Annotated in this window: 15 protein-coding genes and 1 pseudogene; 12 read left to right on the forward strand and 4 right to left on the reverse strand. The window is 72.4% G+C overall.

From position 1 onward, the window contains the following. A partial coding sequence (locus AB0F11_RS12825; RefSeq protein WP_362171910.1) for a S8 family serine peptidase occupies positions 1 to 1,623 on the reverse strand: 1,623 nt, incomplete at its 3' end. Between the two features lie 463 nt (positions 1,624 to 2,086). Further along, complete coding sequence (locus tag AB0F11_RS12830) at positions 2,087 to 2,848, reverse strand: DUF1838 family protein (protein ID WP_362171577.1); 762 nt, start codon at positions 2,846 to 2,848, stop codon at positions 2,087 to 2,089. 114 nt (positions 2,849 to 2,962) lie between these two features. On the opposite strand from AB0F11_RS12830, the gene AB0F11_RS12835 reads away from it, so the two are divergent. From AB0F11_RS12835 to AB0F11_RS12860, 6 genes are all read left to right on the forward strand, one after another. Beyond that, a complete protein-coding gene (locus tag AB0F11_RS12835) occupies positions 2,963 to 3,955 on the forward strand; it encodes a DUF1996 domain-containing protein (RefSeq protein WP_362171580.1) in 993 nt (330 codons plus the stop codon). 112 nt (positions 3,956 to 4,067) lie between these two features. Then, positions 4,068 to 4,667, forward strand: coding sequence for a sigma-70 family RNA polymerase sigma factor (locus AB0F11_RS12840; RefSeq protein WP_362171583.1), 600 nt, complete (start codon positions 4,068 to 4,070; stop codon positions 4,665 to 4,667). Next, entirely contained in the window at positions 4,664 to 5,398 is a 735-nt protein-coding gene (locus tag AB0F11_RS12845) for a zf-HC2 domain-containing protein (protein ID WP_362171586.1), read from the forward strand. The genes AB0F11_RS12840 and AB0F11_RS12845 overlap by 4 nt, the downstream gene beginning before the upstream one ends. A gap of 181 nt (positions 5,399 to 5,579) precedes the next feature. Further along, on the forward strand, positions 5,580 to 6,482 hold the full coding sequence (locus tag AB0F11_RS12850) for a hypothetical protein (RefSeq protein ID WP_362171588.1): 903 nt from the start codon (positions 5,580 to 5,582) through the stop codon (positions 6,480 to 6,482). Then, positions 6,479 to 7,330 carry an alpha-L-glutamate ligase gene (locus AB0F11_RS12855; RefSeq protein WP_362171591.1) on the forward strand — a complete coding sequence of 284 codons (852 nt, stop codon included), beginning with the start codon at positions 6,479 to 6,481 and terminating at the stop codon, positions 7,328 to 7,330. Before AB0F11_RS12850 ends, AB0F11_RS12855 begins: the two co-directional genes overlap by 4 nt. Positions 7,331 to 7,425: 95 nt before the next feature. Further along, a complete protein-coding gene (locus tag AB0F11_RS12860; protein ID WP_362171594.1) occupies positions 7,426 to 8,283 on the forward strand; it encodes a DMT family transporter in 858 nt (285 codons plus the stop codon). Here the strand turns inward: AB0F11_RS12860 and AB0F11_RS12865 are convergent. Both AB0F11_RS12865 and AB0F11_RS12870 read right to left on the reverse strand, forming a co-directional pair. After that, a complete protein-coding gene (locus AB0F11_RS12865; RefSeq protein ID WP_362171596.1) occupies positions 8,217 to 8,942 on the reverse strand; it encodes a response regulator transcription factor in 726 nt (241 codons plus the stop codon). The two genes, AB0F11_RS12860 and AB0F11_RS12865, sit on opposite strands and share 67 nt — an antisense overlap. Further along, the gene (locus AB0F11_RS12870; RefSeq protein WP_362171599.1) at positions 8,939 to 9,778 is read right to left on the reverse strand and encodes a histidine kinase; all 840 of its coding nucleotides are present in this window, start codon (positions 9,776 to 9,778) and stop codon (positions 8,939 to 8,941) included. Before AB0F11_RS12870 ends, AB0F11_RS12865 begins: the two co-directional genes overlap by 4 nt. Before the next feature lie 147 nt (positions 9,779 to 9,925). Here AB0F11_RS12870 and AB0F11_RS12875 point away from each other — a divergent pair, with 147 nt between their 5' ends. The 6 genes and pseudogenes from AB0F11_RS12875 (at position 9,926) to AB0F11_RS12900 (ending at position 17,933) form a co-directional block, all read left to right on the forward strand. Continuing rightward, the gene (locus AB0F11_RS12875; protein ID WP_362171602.1) at positions 9,926 to 10,636 is read left to right on the forward strand and encodes an ABC transporter ATP-binding protein; all 711 of its coding nucleotides are present in this window, start codon (positions 9,926 to 9,928) and stop codon (positions 10,634 to 10,636) included. Next, positions 10,633 to 12,942, forward strand: a complete 2,310-nt coding sequence (locus AB0F11_RS12880) for an FtsX-like permease family protein (protein ID WP_362171605.1) — start codon at positions 10,633 to 10,635, stop codon at positions 12,940 to 12,942. The genes AB0F11_RS12875 and AB0F11_RS12880 overlap by 4 nt, the downstream gene beginning before the upstream one ends. A gap of 161 nt (positions 12,943 to 13,103) precedes the next feature. Further along, positions 13,104 to 13,855 (forward strand): annotated as a pseudogene (locus AB0F11_RS12885) (DUF4158 domain-containing protein). 42 nt (positions 13,856 to 13,897) lie between these two features. Further along, a complete protein-coding gene (locus AB0F11_RS12890; RefSeq protein WP_362171913.1) occupies positions 13,898 to 16,225 on the forward strand; it encodes a Tn3 family transposase in 2,328 nt (775 codons plus the stop codon). Positions 16,226 to 16,362: 137 nt separating this feature from the next. Continuing rightward, complete coding sequence (locus AB0F11_RS12895; protein ID WP_362171608.1) at positions 16,363 to 17,097, forward strand: MerR family transcriptional regulator; 735 nt, start codon at positions 16,363 to 16,365, stop codon at positions 17,095 to 17,097. Further along, complete coding sequence (locus AB0F11_RS12900; protein ID WP_362171611.1) at positions 17,094 to 17,933, forward strand: hypothetical protein; 840 nt, start codon at positions 17,094 to 17,096, stop codon at positions 17,931 to 17,933. The genes AB0F11_RS12895 and AB0F11_RS12900 overlap by 4 nt, the downstream gene beginning before the upstream one ends. The last annotated feature ends 266 nt before the right edge of the window (positions 17,934 to 18,199 follow it).

Genomic DNA, 18,199 nt, shown 5'->3' on the forward strand with positions numbered 1-18,199 from the left:
GGAGCCGTCGGGGGCGACGAGGTCGACCTTCAGGTCACCGATGTAGGTGTGCTTGATGTCGACGCCGACCTTCAGCGTGGCGGGCGCGTTGCCGGCCACACCGGTGACGGTGATCGGGCTCTCGACGGTCGTGTTGTCGTTGATGTTCACGTTCGTGGTGTTCTCGAAGCCCGTGCCGGGCGTGGTCGAGGTCACGGCGGTGACGGTGGCGGCCGCGTCGGCGAGACCGGCGCCGCAGCCGCCGGTGCAGGTGCCGGCCAGCGGGCGGGCGTTGGCCTTGATCGCGGCCTCGACCTGCGCCGGGGTCAGCGAGGGCTTGGCGGCGACGAGGAGCGCGGCGAGGCCCGCGATGTGCGGGGCGGCCATGCTGGTGCCCTGGTAGGGCTTGTAGATCTCGGAGCCGGGGGTGGTGGCGCCGTTGTTCAGCGTGGAGAGGATGCCGTTCTCGGGCGTGGTGACGGTGCCCGGGGTGTCGGTGGCGCGGCGGGTCTCACCACCCGGGGCGGCGATGTCGACGGTGTTGCCGAAGTTGGAGTAGAACGAGCGGTCGCCGGTGCGGTTGGTGGCGGCCACGGTGATGACGTTGCTGCAGCTGGCGGGCGTGAAGCCGCTCGCGTCGGCGTTGCTGTTGCCGGCGGCCACGACGACGGTGGTGCCGCGGGCGACGGCCGCGTTGATCGCGTTCTGGTAGCTGGTGCTGCAGGTGCCGGAGCCGCCGAGGCTCATGTTGATCACCTTGGCGGGGGTGGCGTTCGCCGGGATGCCCGCGACGGTGCCGCCCGAGGCCCAGGTGATGGCGTCGACGATGTCCGAGGTGGCGCCGCCGCACTTGCCGAGGACGCGGACGGGCTGGATCTTCGCGTTGTACGCGATGCCCGCGACGCCCTTGGCGTTGTTCGTGGCCGCGGCGATGGTGCCCGCGACGTGGGTGCCGTGCCAGGAGGAGTCGCTGGCCTTGGAGCCGGTGCCGCACTCGCCGGCGGCGCTCCAGTCGCCCTGGTCGGCCGGGTTGTTGTCGCGGCCGTTGCCGTCGCGGGCGGCGGTGGAGTCGGAGATGAAGTCGTAGCCGGCGACGATGTTCGGGGCGACGTCGGAGTGCGCCACGTAGCCGGTGTCGATCACGGCGACGGTGACGCCGGCGCCGGTGGTCTTGTCCCAGGCGGCCGGAACGTTCATGCCGGCGGTGGGCTCGAAGAGGTCCCACTGCTTGGCGTACTCGGTGTCGTCCGGGGTGGCCATCGCGTAGGCGCGGGAGTCGGGCTCGACGTAGGCGACGTCCGGGTCGGACCGGAACTGGGCCATCAGCTTCGCCGCGTCGGCCGGGGCGGTCGCACCACCCAGGCTGACGAGGGCGGCGCCGGTGCCCAGGCGCCGGTCGAACTTGGCCTTCTTGCCGGCCTTCTTGCTCTTGGCGGCGGCGTCGTCGGCGGCGGCCTGGTTCGAACTGGCCTCGGAGGCGGAGTTCTTGTAGCCGACGATCAGGTTCTCGACCGGAGCGGCGGCCGGGGAGGCGGGGGCGCCCGCGGCGGGGAGGGTCGAGGCGGCGGACTGGGCCGGCGCGGGGACCGCGCCGGTCAGGGCCACGGAGGCGGTGGCGGTGCCGGCCAGCAGGGTGACGGACATCGCCGCCACGGATATCAGCCTGCGTCGCGTTGCGTGCACGGTGTTCCCTTTCGCGGGCCGGATCCGGGCAGGCCGGAGCGACCCCGGTTGGGGCTGTGGGAGGTGGACGGCGCTTACGGGGCCGGAGCGGGCTGGTCAGTTCCGCTCCGGCCACCGCTTCGCCTTCGTTGCCCCGGCCGCTTCGGCGGGGCGGGGGCAACGGCGGTGCGGGCGATCCACCCGGCCGCACGGCTTCACACCATGTGGGGTTGGGGCGGGGGCCGTTCGGGGGGAAGATCGCCGGTGGGCAGACAGTAGGCAACGTGGGGATGAACGCGATACGGGGAAAACCCTTGTCCGTCCCCAGCTGGCCCCTTTGCGCCTCTTGGGGGCCCTCAACAGCGCCCCTTTACCCCCTTCCTCCCCTTTGGACCACCAGGTTTCGGCCGCCGCGCGGCCCCTCCGGTGTCTCAGTCTCCGGACTTCAGTCCCCGTGCCGGGTCCCGGTCGTGCCGAGCCGGCGGAAGTACGTCCAGCTGGTCTCGTTGGGCTCGGTCCACTTCTCCGGGGCGTGGGCGTACTGCGGGTGGCGCTCCGCGATGTACGCACGCGTCCGCTCGGGCACCTCGGCGTACGAGCCGAGCTTGCGCCCCCGGCAGTGGAAGGCCAGCCCGCCCGGCCGCTGCCCCTGCTCCATCCAGGGCAGCCACGGCGACATGCGCATCCAGGACATGGTGCACGGCACCCCGGGCGCGTCCGTGGTGAGGACCGACTCCGGGGCGAAGAACTGGAAGAGCTCCAGCGCCCGGTAGGTGTCCCCGGCGGAGTTCAGCGGGTAGTCGGCGACCGGCAGCGGCGAGGGGTAGGCCAGCGGGATCTCCAGGCTGAAGCAGACCTGGTCGCCGAGCCGGGTCAACGGGACGGGGAACGGCCGCAGCTTCTGGTTCGCCGGGTCGTTCCAGACGTGGACCACCGGCTTGCCCTCCCAGGTGTCCAGGATCTCCCGGGTCTGCGGGTCGAGGTAGAACGCTGCCTCGCGGGTGAGCAGCCGGTAGCCGCCCTCGGGGCCGGCTTCGCCGTCCTCGACCAGGCGGGCGACGTTGACCCCCTCGAAGCCGAACAGGCACCGGTAGGGCTGGTCCGGGGCCCAGGAGAAGACGTCCCCGGACCACGAGAAGACCACCTCGGCGCCGTCGAGGGAGGCGCGGGTCCGGGCGAAGGCGTGCAGCAGGTCGGCAGGCGTCATGCCGGGTACTGTGCTCGGCGGCCACCGCCGGCGGCAAGAAGGGCACGAGCCGATCCGTGGCCGACATGCGGATGCCGGTTGACGCCGGTGCGGGCAGCCGCAACCGTGATCCGCATGGGGATGGGGAACGAACGCCGCCTGCTGACGCTGCTGGTCTGCCTCGTGCTGGGCACGGGACTGGTCGCGGCCGTCCTGGGCGCCTCGCGCGCCGTCGGCCCGCGTCCGGCGCAGGCCGCACGCGCGGGCGACACGGTGGACCTGCGCGACGTGCCGCCCGCCCCCGCCGAACCGCCTCCCGGGCCCGACGCGTCCGCCGGCACGGTGACGGTGGACTGCGGGCGCAACCAGGAGGGCCACTACAACGAGGACAACCTCGTGGTGTCCCCGGGGCTCCGCTCGGGCGCCCACCACACGCACGCCTACGTGGGGAACCTGTCCACGGACGCCTTCTCGACCGACGCCTCCCTGGCCGCCGCCGCGACCGGCTGCCGCGGCGGCGACCGCTCCACGTACTACTGGCCGGTCCTGCGCCGCCCCGACCGGGCGGGCACGCAACCGCACGAGCACTCCGCCGGCCACGGCAACAGCGGGGAGATCCTGCAGGAGGCCGCGGTCACGGTGGAGTTCCGCGGCAACCCGGTCGGCAAGGTGGTGCCGATGCCGCCCTTCCTGCGCGCCGTGACGGGCGACGCGGTGGCCGCGACCGCGCGCACGGAGGCCGACGTCCGCGCCCGCTGGGGGTGTTCCGGCTCCCCGGAGCGGACCACCGCCCGCTACCCGCGCTGCCCGGCCGGCGACCGGCTCACCCGCACGCTGGTCTTCCCCAGCTGCTGGAACGGGCTGGACCACGACAGTGCGAACCACCGCACGCACCTGGCCTTCCCCGCCGCCAACGGGGTCTGCCCGCAGGGCTCCTTCGCGGTGCCGCAGCTGCGGATCACGCTCGCGTACGACGTACCGCCGGGCGCGGCGGTCGCGGTGGACTCCTTCCCCGAGCAGCGGCACAGCCCGAAGACCGACCACGCCATGTTCGTCAACGCCATGACGGAGGCCCAGATGGCCGCCCTCGTGGACTGCCTCAACCAGGGCCGCACCTGCCGTACATGAGCCGCACCCCGTAAGACCCGCGCACCTGCGGGTGACGCAGGTCACATGAACCGGATTCCGACCCGCCGCGTGTTCTGACCGCACGGCTCGGCGAGGAAGAGGAAGAGGTGCGATGGCCGGACCACTGTGGCCCCGTACGCGGCGGGGCTCGACGGACGAGGCACTGATCAGGTCGGTGTACGAGGAGCACGGCCATGCGCTGCTCGCGTACGCCACCCGGCTGACCGGGGACCGGGCCACCGCCGAGGACGTCGTCCAAGAGACGCTGATCCGGGCCTGGCGGCATTCCGAAGCCCTGGTCAACGGAAAAGGATCGGTGCGGGGCTGGCTGCTGACGGTGGCCCGCAACATCATCACCGACCGCTACCGGGCCAGGGCCGCCCGCCCACAGGAGGTCTCCGGGGCGGCGGCCGCGCCCCCGGTGGAGCTCGACCACGCCGATGCGGTCGTGGACACGATGACGGTGCTGGGGGCGCTCGACCAGCTCACCCCGGAGCACCGGGACGTGCTGAAGGAGTTGTACTACCGGCAGCTCAGCGTCGCCGAGGCCGCCGACAGCCTCGGCATTCCGGCCGGTACGGTCAAATCGCGCTCGCACTACGCGCTCAAGGCGTTGCGCGAGGTGTTCCGGCAGAACAGCACCAAGGAGGGGAATCGCATGGGCGGCAGGCCGCCCCAGCAGCCCACCGGACTGCGGGAGGTGGTGGCATGAACCGGCAGCGGCACGAGGAGGAGGAACTCCTCGGCCCGTACGTCCTCGGCGTCCTCGACGGGCAGGACGTATTCCGGGTCGAGGAGCATGTGAGCGGCTGCGTTCAGTGCCGTGAGGAGGTGGCCGCGTTGCGCGAGATGGAAGCGGCGCTGGGCGAGGTGCCCGCGGAGGCGTTCCTCGACGGACCGCCCCAGGGCGGCGACCTGCTGCTCCAGCGCACCCTGCGGCAGGTCCGCGGCGAGGCGGCCGCGCAGCGGCGGCGCCGGCTGGGCCTGACCGGGCTCGCCGCGGCGGCCGCGCTGGCCGCGGTGTTCTGGGCCGGGGCCCGGGTGGGATCGTCCGAGGGCGAGGCCGTCGCCGTGCCGCCGCCGCCCGGGACCACCGTCTCGGCGGCGCCGTCCCCGCCGCCCGCCGGGACCAAGGTGGCCTCGGCCACCGATGCCGGCTCCGGCGCACGGATGACCGTCCAGGTCACGCCGGCCGCCAAGTGGGTGCGGGTGCATGCGGCGGTGACCGGGGTCCCGCCGGGCGAGCGGTGCCGGCTGGTGGTGGTCGGCAAGGACGGCAGCCGCACCTCCGCGGGCAGCTGGGTCGTCGGCAGCCAGGAGAACGGCGGGGGCAGGGGCGCGGCCCTGGACGGCTCGGCGGCCATCGACCCGTCCCTGGTCAAGGCGGTCGTCGTGGAGAACGAGGCCGGCAGGACGTTCGTCTCCGTCCCGATGCCGACGTAAATCCCCCGATTCGCCCCGCCCGCACGGGAGTCCGGCCTGCCGCTCGCAGGCCGGACTCCCGTGCGCCACGCCCGCTCCGAGTCGGACCGATTGTCACATTGCGGTCCATGACATCCTGTGACGTCACAACTCGCCGGACGGAATCGGCGGACGTCCGGGGAATACGGGGTGGGAAAAGGCGATGAGGCTCTGCTTCCTGGTGGAGGAGCACTACCGCCACGACGGGATGCCCAACGAGGTGATCGGGCAGCTGACGGCGTGGGGTCACCGGGTGGACGTGGTGCGGCCGGGCGGCTCGCTGCTGCGGATGACCGAGGCCGTGGACGCGGGCGCGCACGACGCGTGGGTGCTCAAGACGGTGTCCGGCGGTCCGGGGCTCACCCTGCTGGAGGCCGCCGCCGCGGCCGGGCTGACCACCGTCAACGACGCCCGGTCGATCCGGGGCGTACGGGACAAGGCGCTGGCCGCGGCCGTCGGGCGCGCCGGGGGCCTGCCGATGCCCACGACGTACGCGGTGGCACGGCCCGACCTGCTGCGGGAGATACCCGCGGCCGAGTACCCGCTGGTCGTCAAGCCGGCCGACGGCAGCTCCGGGCGGGGGGTGCGCCTGGTGTCCTCGCCCGAGCGGCTGGAGCAGCTCCTGCCGGAACTCGCGGGCGAGGGCATGCTCATCGCCCAGCCGTACGTGTCGAACCCCGGCACCGACGTCAAGGTGTACGCGGTCGGAGGCGAGCTGTTCGCCACCGAGCGGTGCTCGCCCCTGCACCCGGACCCGGCGGTGCGCGAGCGGCGCGTGCCGCTGTCCGGGGAGGTCGCCGCGATCGCCGCGCAAGTGGGGGCGGTGTACGGGCTCGACCTGTACGGGGTGGACGTGCTGCTGGGTCCGCACGGGCCGGTGGTCGTCGACGTGAACGACTTCCCGAGCTTCCGCCAGGTCCCCGATGCGGCGGCCCGGGTGGCCCGGGCGGTCCTCGGGCTGGCGGCGGGCGGCTCCGCGGCTGCCGGCGGGTGCCGGAGCCGGGCGCGGGCGCTGCCGGTGGCGATTCCGGCGCAGGCCGCACGGGCGGGCGAGGCCGCGCGGTGAGGATCTGCCTGATCACGCCGGAGCCGGGGCATCCGCTGCTGGCCGGTGCGGCGGAGCTGCTGCGCGGGGCGGGGCACCGGGTGGAGTCGCTGGACCCCGGCGCCAACGGTGACGCCGGTGGGGCCGGGGAGGTGCCTGTGGCCCGGGGATCCGCACCGGCCCCGGCCGATGTGTACCTGCTGAAGGCGCGGACCCCGCGGGCGCTCCGCCTGGCACGGGAGCTGGAGCGGCGCGGCGCGCCCGTGGTCAACTCGGCCGCGGCGACCGCGCTCTGCCAGGACCGTACGGCGATGGCGGAGCTGGCCCTGCGGGCCGGGCTGCCCTTCGCCGGGACCCGTACGCACGGCTCGCTCGCGGCCTGGGCCGCATCCTCCGAGGCCCGGCAGGAGCTTGACGCCGGGCCGGTGGTCGTCAAGAGCCGGCTCAGCCGCCGGCACGACCTGGTCGCCCGGGTCGACGGCCCGGCGCGGCTGCGGGAGCTGGCGGCGGCCTGGCCGCAGGAGCCGGTCGTGGTGCAGGACTTCGCGCCGAACAGCGGCTGGGACCACAAGCTGTGGGCGATAGGCGACCGGGTCTTCGCCGCCCTGCGCCGCTCCGAGCTGGCACCCGAGGGCCGGGGCCCCGCGCAGCCGCTCGACCCGGCGGGACTCCCGGCCGGCTGGGAGCGGCTGGTCCGCCGGGTGGGCGAGGTATTCGCCCTGGACGTGTACGGCGTCGACATCATCGACACCGGCGGCGGCAGCCCCCTCATCGTGGACATCAACGCCTTCCCCGGCATCCGCGGCCAGGCCGCCGCCCCCCGGGCCCTGGCCGACCTGGCCCTGGCCCGCGCCGGGCATTTCCCGTAGGGGTCCGTCCGTTTCGCAACCGGTCGGGGGAATCCGGAGAGGGCGGGGCGTGTCGGCCGGGGCCGGGGTGCCCCGGGCGGCACGAGGATCGGCGGATGGGCGTCGTACTGCCGGTCCTCTTCGCGCTGTTCGCCGCACTCAGCAATGCGCTGGCCACCGTGCTCCAGCGGCGGGCCGCCCTCACGGTGCCGCAGAGCCAGGGATTCCGGTTCGGGCTGATCCTGGACCTGCTGCGGCGACCCGTCTGGGTCGGCGGGATCCTCGCCGTCATCGCGGCCGGTGCGGGGCAGGCCGCGGCGCTGGCCACCGGCGCCCTGGCCCTCGTACAGCCGCTGTTCGTGCTGGAGCTGCCGTTCGCCCTGCTGATCGCCTCGCTCGTGACGCGGCACCGGCTCCCGGGCGCGGTGTGGCGGGCCGTGGCCGCGGTGGTGGCCGGGCTGGGGCTGGCCCTGGCCGCGGCCTCACCCGCCGGGAACCGTACGCACGTACCGCTGGACCGGTGGCTGTCCGCGCTGGTGGGCTGCGCGGCCGCCGCCGCGGCCCTGGCCCTGGCCGGGCTGCGCCGGCCGCCGGGACGGGCCCGGGCCGGGTGCCTGGGCGCGGCCACCGCCGTCTGCTACGCGCTCACGGCCGCGCTGATGAAGGACTCGGTGCCGCTGCTCGGGGAGGGCGGGCTCGGGGCGTTCCTGAGCGCGTGGCAGACGTACGGCTTCGCGGCCTGCGGCGTCTGCGCCCTGCTGCTGCTCGAACACGCCATGCAGGGCGGCCCCCTGGTGGCCTCGCAACCGGCGCTGACGCTGGGCGACGCGAGTGCCGCATCCACGCTCCGCCGCAGCCTCGTAGCCACCGCCGACCGCGCGCTACCCCTCGGGGCACCGTGCGACGCTCAATTTCGCCCCCACGGCTTGGCGGTGTCAGCGGACTCGCCCGGTGAGACGAGTCCTGTCTCGTAGGCGAGGACGACGGCCTGGGCCCGGTCGCGCAGGGTCAGCTTGGCGAAGATCCGGGCCACGTGGGTCTTCACTGTCGCCTCACTGAGCGTCAGTTCCTGCGCCAGTTCGGTATTGGAAAGACCCCGGCCCATGAGCGTCAGCACCTCGCGCTCGCGCGGCGTCAGCGCGGCCAGGTCTCGGTGGACGGCCGGGGGCGCGAGACCCGAACCGTTTCTGGGGGCGCTAGGGGTGAAGCGCTCCACCAGGCGGCGGGTGATCGAGGGTGCGAGTAGGGCGTCACCGGTGTCGACCAGGCGAACGGCAGCGGCCAGATGCGCGGGGGTGACGTCCTTGAGCAGGAATCCGCTGGCTCCGGCGGCGAGGGCGGCGTAGACGTATTGGTCGAGGTCGAAGGTGGTCAGCATGATCACCCGGCAGTCCGGGTTCTGCGCGAGGATGCGGCGGGCGGCCTCCAGGCCGTCCATCACGGGCATCCGGATGTCCATCAGGACGACGTCGGGCCGCAGCTCGCGCACGGCGGCCACCGCCTCGGCCCCGTCTGCGGCCTCGCCCACCACGTCGATGCAGCGCGCGGTGAGGATCATGCGGAAGCCGGTGCGCACCAGCTCCTGGTCGTCGGCGATCACGACGCGCGGGGCGGGCCCGGCGGGCGTCGTCACGGGCGGTCCAGCGGGATCCGGGCGCGGACGCGGTAGCCGCCGCCGAGGCGGCGGCGGGCGTCCAGGTCGCCGCCGTAGACCGCGACCCGTTCCCGCAGGCCGAGCAGCCCGCGTCCTGTTCCGTCCGCCCGGCCCTGCCCTGCCTCCTTCCGCGCGGGCGCACCGCCGGACAGGACGCTCGGTCCGCTGTTCAGCACCTCGACGCGCAGGCAGTGGTCCGCGTACCGCACCGTCACTTCGGCCTTCGCCGCGCCCCCGTGTTTGAGCGCATTGGTCAGGCCTTCCTGGATGATCCGGTAGGCGGTGACGTCGATCCCGGTCGGCAGCGGGCGCGGCTCGCCCGAGACCCGCATCTCGACGGGCAGGCCGGCGAAGGCGATCCGGTCGACCAGCGGGCCGAGCCGGCTCAGGCTCGGCTGCGGCGACAGGTCCACGCCGTCGGGCTCGTCCTCGCCGTTCTGCGCGGGTGCGAGCAGGCCGAGCAGGTGCCGCAGCTCGGTCATCGTGTTGCGCCCGGCGGCCTCGACGGCGCTCATCGCCGCCGCCGCCTCCTCGGGCATGGTGGCCAGCACCTCCCGGGCGGCCCCTGCCTGGACCACCATCACGCTCACGTTGTGGCTGACGATGTCGTGGAGCTCGGTGGCGATCCGGGCCCGCTCGGCCTCGACCGCGGTCCGTGTCGCGCTCTCGCGCTCCCGCTCAAGGAGCCAGCCGCGCTCCTCAATGGCCTTCCGGTGTGCCCGCCGTGCCCGGACCGCCGCCACGCACAGCCACCCGGCGGCGCCAACTGCCGCTGCCAGGGTGATGACCAGCCAGATCGTCCAGGATTCCCCCACCCGAACATCTTCGCAGGGGCCCGCCCCACCCCACATCGGCCCCCGGATGCAGCTCCGTACATCCCCGTACATCCCCAGGATGACCTCCCCCGACGGATACATCCGGGGGGTGACGCCCCGTCATCGACCCCGGCCTAGGTTCGAGCCATGACAACCGATCATGACAGTGCCCGGCAGGTAGTGGTGCGGCTGGACGGCGTGCACAAGGAGTACGGCGACGCGAAGGCCCTGGACGGCCTTTCGCTGGAGATCCGCACGGGCGACGCGGTCGCCGTGATGGGCCCCTCCGGCTGCGGCAAGTCCACCTTGCTCAACATGGTGGCCGGCCTGGACCGGCCGACCTCGGGCACGGTCGAGGTGCAGGGCCACGACCTCGGAAAACTGAACGAGACGGGCCTGGCGCTGTTCCGGCGGCGGAACGTCGGCATGATCTTCCAGTTCTTCAACCTCATCGACGACCTGCCCGTCCTGGACAACGTGGCCCTGGCCGCCCAGCTGACCGGCACCCCGGCCCGGCAGGCGCGCCGCCGCGCCCTGGAGCTCTTGGACGAACTCGGTGTCGCCGAGCGCCGCGACAACTATCCGGCGACGCTCAGCGGTGGCGAGCGCCAACGGGTTGCGGTCGCAAGGGCGTTGATGAACCGTCCGACCCTGCTCCTCGCCGACGAGCCGACCGGCGCCCTCGACAGCCGGTCGGGCGAGCAGGTGATGGACCTGCTGATCGACCTCAACCAGATCGGCCAGACCCTGTTGATCGTCACCCATGACCCGCAGCTGGCCACCCGCTGCGCCAGCCGGCTGATCGAAGTCGCCGACGGCCGGGTCGCCCGTGAGAGCACGCTGGAGGCGGCCGCGTGAGCGCCGTGTGGAGAGCCTCGCGCGCGGCCGTGAAGCGGCGCCGGCTCCAGACCTTCGTCGTCGGGCTCGTCGTGCTCTGCTCCACCACGACCGTCCTGCTCGCGCTGGCCCTGCTGACCGCCTCCTCGAACCCTTTCGACAAGGCCTACGCCGCACAGCGTGGCGCCCATACGGCGGCGTCCTTCGACACCACGAAGGTCTCGCGGGAGCAGCTGGCGCGGACCGCCCGGCAGCCTGGGGTGGAGGCTGCCGCCGGACCGTTCGGGCAGGCCGTGGTCGACATCCCCAAGGACTGGCTCTGGATGGCGGGCGGCACCCTCACCGTGGTGGGCCGGGCCGATCCGGCCGGCCCCGTGGATCGGATCGATCTCCTTGAGGGCCACTGGGCCACCAAGCCCGGCGAGATCGTCGTCAACTGGTCCGTCCAGGGCTCCCCCGGCACGGAGTTGCTCGGCACCGAGCTGGAGGTCCCCGGCGGGGGGAAGCTGGCCGTCGTCGGATTCGCCACCAGCATGAGCAAGTCGGCGAGCGCCTGGGTCTCGCCCGAGCAGATGGCCGCATTGCACCCGACCTCCGCTCAGATGCTCTACCGCTTCACGGACTCCTCGACGCAGGCCGAGTTGAGCGCCGCGCTGGCCCGGGCCACCACGGGTCTGCCCGCGGACGCGCTGACCGGCACCCAGACCTACCTCACCCTCAGGCAGGCCTTCTCCGCCCTGGCCGACTCCTACCTCCCGTTCATGACGCTCTTCGGCGCCCTCGGCCTGCTGGTCTCCGTCCTGATCGTCGGCAACGTGGTCAGCGGGGCGGTCGTCTCCGGGTACCGGCACATCGGGGTGCTCAAGGCCCTGGGCTTCACGCCGAACCAGGTCGTCGCCGTCTACCTGACGATGCTCTCCGTACCGGCCGTGGTGGGCTGCGTCCTCGGCACACTGGCCGGCAACGCGCTGGCCGGGCCGATCCTGAAGGTCGCGTTCACCGGCATCGACGTGGGCCGGGCCTCGGTCGGCGAGATCAGCCCGTGGGTGTCCGTGGCCTGCCTGGTCGGCATGCCCGCCCTCGTCCTGCTCGCCGCACTGGTCCCCGCCCTGCGGGCCCACCGGCTGCCCGCCGCACTGGCCATCAGCGCGGGCAGCGCGCCGCGGACCGGGCGCGGGCTGCGCGTCCAGCGGATGCTCGGCGCCACCCGGCTGCCCCGCCCGGTCAGCCTGGGCCTCGGCCAGCCGTTCGCCCGCCCCGCCCGCACCCTGCTGACCCTGGCAGCCATCGTCCTCGGGGTCACCACAGTGACCTTGTCGACCGGACTGACCAGCACCTTGCTGGCGTACAGCGAGATCGGGCGGGAGGACGGCGGCGCCAGGATCCACGTGACGACCGGGGGTTCGGGCAACGACCGGACGCCGCCCCGCCTCGGCGACGCGCAGATCGAGGAACGGCTGCGCTCCCTGCCGGGTGCGGAAGGAGTACGGGCCCGCGCGCTGTCCCAGGCGAACATGACCGGACAGAACCAGCCCGTCTTCGCCGACTTCTACCGCGGCGACGACTCCGTGTACGACCACAGCATCGTGAAGGGCCGGGCGCCGAAGGCGGCGGGCGAGATCGTGGCCGGGCCGGCCTTCCTGACCCAACGCGGCCTGAAGCTCGGTGACCGGGTCACGCTGGAGCTGAACGGCAGGAAACTCACCGCGACCGTCGTGGGTCAGCTCGTCGAGGGCAACGCCCGTGCCCTGGAGGCCACTTGGGAGAGTTTCACCCGGCTCGCACCCGAGGCCCACGCCACCGAGTACACGGTACGGCTGGCCCCCGGCGCCGACGCGCGCGCCTACGCCGAGGCGGTCACGGCGCTCGACCCGGCCTTGCACGCGTCGGTCCTCGACTCCGGCAACGCCGGCACCGCCACCGTCGTCACCTTCTCCACGGTGTTCACGGTGCTGCTGACCCTCGTCGCCTCGCTCGGCGTCTTCAACACCGTGCTCCTGAACACCCGTGAGCGGCGCCGGGACCTGGGCATGCTCAAGTCGATCGGCATGACGCCCCGGCAGGTGGTGGTGATGACGGTGACCTCGGTGGCCGGGCTCGGCGCGGTCGGCGGACTGCTCGGCATCCCGCTCGGGGTCGTGGCGCACCGCCTCGTCGTGGACCATGTCGGCGTGGTCGACTTCCCGGCGTACATGAAAGACGTGTGGCACGCCCCGCAGGTGGCCGCGATGCTCCTGGCGGGCGTGCTGATCGCCGTCCTCGGTGCCCTGGTCCCGGCCCGGTCGGCGGCCCGGATGACCATCGCCTCGGTGCTGCACACCGAGTAGATCACCCGTCAGCACCATTCTGTCGATCCGACCTTGGGGAACATCGGTACAGCCGTTGGCGCTGAGAACGATCATGGTCGGCTAGCGCAGCGATCATCCCCAGAACTGGGATTCGCCGAAAGATCGTCGATCACGCGTGAGGCCTGACTACGGTCCGTGTCATGCCGGTGGAGTTCTTAACTGATGATCAGGCCGAGGCGTACGGAAAGTTCCCCGAGGAGCCGACGAGAGCCGAGCTGGAGCGGTTCTTCTTCCTGGACGATGGCGACCGGGATCTGATCGCGCTGCGGCGTACGAAGCATCATCAGCTGGGCTTCGCCTCCAGATGTGCGCGGTCCGCTACGTGGGGCTGTTTCTGGAGGACCCCCTCATGGTGCCGTGGCCGGTGGTCGAGCACCTGGCCGTACAGCTCGGCATTCAGGACCCGTCGTGCGTGAAGCGGTACACCGAGCGGCTGAAGACGGCGTACGAGCACGCGTGGAAGATCCGGGACGCCTACGGCTACCACCCGTACGAAGATGCGGAGTGGGCGCGGAAGTTCCGGACGTTCCTGCACGGCCGGGCGTGGACTCATGCGGAGGGGCCGGTCGCGCTGTTCAACCAGGCGGTGGGTTGGCTGCGGCGGAACCGGGTGCTGCTGCCGGGTGTCTCGGTGCTGGCCCGGCAGGTGTCGGAGGTTCGCACGATCGCGGAGAAGCGGCTGCACGCCACCGTGGCCAGGGCGGCTCACCGCGCGGACCCTGCGCTGCCGGCGGACCTGGTGGCCACGCTGGAGACGCCGGAGGGCGGCCGGTACTCGGAGTTGGAGCGGCTGCGCCGACCGCCGACGCGTACGACGAGCACGGCGTTCGCGCGGTCGCTGGAGCGGGTCGACGAGATCGGTGCGTTCCAGCTGGGGCGGTTGAAGCTGTAGCAGATCCCGCCGAACCGGCTCGCGGCGCTGGCCCGTTACGGGCTGGGGTCCAAGGCTGCGAGCCTGGAGCGGGCCGCAGAGCCCAAGCGCACGGCGATGCTCACCGCGGTGATGCGCCACCTTGAGGCCAAAGCGATCGATGAGGCCCTGGACCTGTTCTCGGTGCTGATGGCGACGAGGCTGATCAGCACGGCGAAGCGGGCGACGGACAAGGAGCGGCTCTCGACGCTGCCGCCGCTGGAGAAGGCGTCGCGGACCCTGGCGCGGGCGGCGAAGGCGCTGTTCGAGGAGCTGGAGCTGGTCGAGGCACACGGCACGGATCTGGACGCGGCGGCACTGTGGCGGGCAGTGGAGGAGGTCGCGCCCCGGGCCGCGGTGATGAGTGCGGCCGTGCTGGTGGTCTCGCTGGTGCCGGAGGACGAGGACTCGGCGGCCGTCGCGATGCGGGCGGCGCTGGCCACCCGGTACAACACGGTGCGGCCGTTCCTGTCACTGCTGGGCGAGTCGAAGGCACTGGACGCGGCGACCGGCGGGAAGCGGGTGCTGGCCGCGGTAAAGCGGCTGCCCGCTCTGGCGCGGCGGAGGGTGAAGGACAAGCCGCTGCTGCCGCGCGAGGTCGATGACAAGTTGGTGCCGGCCGCGTGGCGCAAGGCGGTGTATGCCAACGCCGAGCTGCCGCCGGGGGCCGTGGACCGGGACGCATACGTGGTGTGCGTGCTGGAGCAGCTGCACCGCGCGCTTCAGCGCCGCGACGTGTTCGCCTCTCCCTCGCACCGCTGGTCCGACCCGCGCGCCCGGCTGCTGGACGGCACGGAGTGGGAGGCCGTGCGGGAGGACGTTCTGGCGGGTCTGAGCCTGGATATGCCGGTCGAGGAGCACCTGGCCGCGCTGGTGACGGCGCTGGATGCAGCGTGGAAGCAGATGGCGGAGCGGCTGGAGACGGCTGCGCAGGACACGAAGGTCACCATCGAGGTCCCGCCGGGCGGCCGGGCGAAGCTGAACGTGTCCAAGCTCGGCGCGCTGGGCGAGCCGAAGTCCCTGACGTGGCTGCGGGGGCGGGTGGAGAAGATGCTCCCGAAGATCGACCTGCCGGAGCTGTTGTTCGAGGTGCACGGCTGGACCGGGTTCCTGGACGCCTTCGTACACCTGGGCGACGGCACAACCCGCATGAAGGACCTGACCACCTCACTGGTGGCCCTCCTGGTCTCGGAGGCGTGCAACATCGGCATGACCCCGGTCATCAACCCCGCGCATGAGGCGCTTCACCGTTTCCGGCTGGTGCACGTCGACCAGTTCTACCTGCGGGCCGACACCATCGCCGGGGCGAACGCCGCACTGATCGAGGCGCAGGGCCAGGTGCCGATCGTGCGGTACTGGGGAGACGGGCTGTTGGCCTCGGTCGACGGATTGCGGTTCGTCGTTCCGGTCCGCACCATCAACGCTGCCCCGTCGCCGAAGTACTTCGGGTTCAAGCGCGGCATCACCTGGCTCAACGCCGTCAACGACCAGGTCGCGGGCATCGGGCAGATGGTGGTGCCGGGCACTCCGCGCGACTCCCTGCACATCCTGGACGCCCTGCTGAACCTCGACGGCGGGGTGAAGCCGGAGATGGTCGCCACCGACAACGCCTCGTACAGCGACATCGTGTTCGGCATCTTCCGCATCCTGGGCTACAACTTCAGCCCCCGGTTCAAGGACCTGGACGACCAACGGTTCTGGCGCGCGTCCCTTCCCGGCGTAGAGACCGGCGCGTACGGGCCGCTGGAGCCGCTGGCTCGCAACCGGGTCAACCTGAACAAGGTGATCATTCACTGGCCGGACATGCTCCGGATCGCCGGTTCCCTGGTCACCAACCAGGTTCGCGCCTACGACCTGCTGCGGATGTTCGGACGCGAAGGCCACCCGACCCCGCTGGGGCAGGCATTCGCCGAGTACGGCCGGATCGCCAAGACCGAGCACCTGCTCCGCGTCGTCGACCCGGTCGACCACACCTACCGCCGCCGGATGAACCGCCAGCTCACCGTGCAGGAGTCCCGGCACAAGCTGGCCCGCGACGTGTGCCACGGCAAGCGCGGCACCATTCACCAGGCGTACCGGGACGGGATGGAGGACCAGCTCGGCTCACTGGGCCTGGTCCTCAACGCGGTGGTGCTCTGGACCACCCGGTACATCGACGCCGCCGTCGCCCGGCTCCGTGCCGAGGGCCACGAGGTCCGGGACGAGGACATCGCCCGCCTGTCCCCGCTCAAGCACCGCAACCTCAACGTCCTGGGCCGTTACAGCTTCACCGCCTCCACCCCGGCTGGCGGCGCCCTACGCCCGCTTCGCAACCCGGACACAGTGGAACTCGACGAGGACGACGAGGGGTAGCGGGAGCGGACTCTGGCCAGATACGTGCGCTGGCGAGGCCGAACCACTCCGGTGTGTAGACGCGCTTGAACCGTTTTGCGCCCGACGATGCTTTCGCCGCTTGACCTTGACGCAAGGGCAGGGTTTCTACTGGCGGCATGCGAATCGGAGAGATCGCCGCGCTCGTGGGGCTCACCACCCGGGCGATCCGGCACTACCACCATGTCGGGCTGCTTCCGGAGCCGGAGCGGCGCCCCAACGGCTACCGGGCCTACAGCGTCCGCGACGCCGTCCTGCTCGCCCGGGTGCGCCGGCTCACCGAACTCGGCCTCAGCCTCGATGAAGTGCGCGACGCCCTCGCCGACGATGCGGGGCGCGAACTGACCGAGATATTGGAAGAACTCGACGCCGACCTGGCCCGTCAGGAAGCCGACATCAGGGAGCGCCGCTGCCGGCTCGGCGCCCTGCTCGCCGAGCCGCCCGGCGCGACCGGGCCCGTCTCACCCGCCCTCGCAGCACTGCTGGCACAGGCCCCCCGAACAGACTCGCCGAGCGCGGCCAAGGACCACGAGTACCTCACGCTGCTGGACGCCACCGGCACCGGTAACCAAGAGATTTTCGCGCTGCTCGGGACGCTGGTCGCCGATCCCGCGGTTGTCGAACTGTATGCGCGCCTTGACGCGCTCGCCGATGCCCCCACCGATGATCCGCGGATCGCACCCCTGGCAGCTGACCTGATGGCAGCCGTCCCCGAGGAGCTGTTCGCCGCGATCCCCGAGGACAGGGTGGTTGTGACCGGGTTCAAGGAGGCGCTGCTCGCCGAGTACACCCCAGCGCAGGCGGAAGTCGTGGGCCGGCTCATGGAGGCTTTCGTGGAAAGGGGCCGGGGATGAGCGGCCGGCCAAGGGGCGTACGGGCGGCGCGGGTCGCGGTGGCCGCCGTACTGCCGGGGGAACTCGCCCTGGCGGCCTGCCTGGTCGCCGGGGTCCGGCCGCCCGCGTGGGCGCTGGCGGGCGCCGAGGCGCTGGTGCTCGCAGTGCTGCTGCTGGAAGCCTGGGTGCTGCGCTCTCTGTACGTCGCCGCGCGCGCCCGCGGCGCGGACCGCCGGGCGGCGCAGCGGTCCGCCGTGCAGGAGGCGGTGCCGGTGACGGTCCGCCGCCTGGTCCTCCACGAACTGCGCGCCCTCGCCTCCCTGGGGCGGTGGGTCCGGCGCGGCACGCACGGGGTGCGTCCCGGGGACCACGCTGCCGCGTACACCGGGCCCCAAACCGCGATGATGTACGGGCTGCTCTTCGTGATGGTCATCGAGACGGTGGTCCTGGCCTTGCTCATTCCTTGGCCGGTGGTCCACCGGGTGATCCTGGTAATCGACCTGTATGGCGTCGTCCTCGTGCTGGCCCTGCACGCAGCCTGCGTCACCCGGCCGCACGTCGTGCGCCCCGACGGCTCTCTGCGGATCCGCTACGGAGCCCTCTTCGACCTCGCCGTACCGCCGGACGCGGTGGCCTCGGTCCGGGTCGACCGGCGCTATCCCGAAGGCAGCCTGATCGCCCTCTCCGAGGACGGGGTCCTCGACCTGATCGTGGGCAGCCAGACCTCGGTGACCCTGGAGCTGAACCGGCCACTCCCTTTCACCCGCCCGCTCGGTGCAACGGAAGAGGCCCACACCATCCGCTTCCACGCAGACGACCCGCACGCACTGGTCAGCGCACTCCGTCAGCACGCCTGAGCCCACAGATCGGTTCCGACCACACAGACGGAGCGGTAGACAACTTCGCCCTCTGTGAACCAATTCCGCGAAGCCGACGACTCCTGGCAGACCCTCCAGCCCAACGACACTCCCTGGCCACCATCACACTCACCATGCATGAGCAGCACTACGGCGACGTGCAGGAGGTCGGACGCCCGCGGCCTTCGCCGCGACGTGGCGTCCGGCAAGGCGCTCCGATCGGGCGCCCGCGTTCGACTGCTCGGCATTCTCACAAATGAACATCT

Source organism: Streptomyces sp. NPDC032472, assembly GCF_040636955.1.
Lineage (GTDB): Bacteria > Actinomycetota > Actinomycetes > Streptomycetales > Streptomycetaceae > Streptomyces.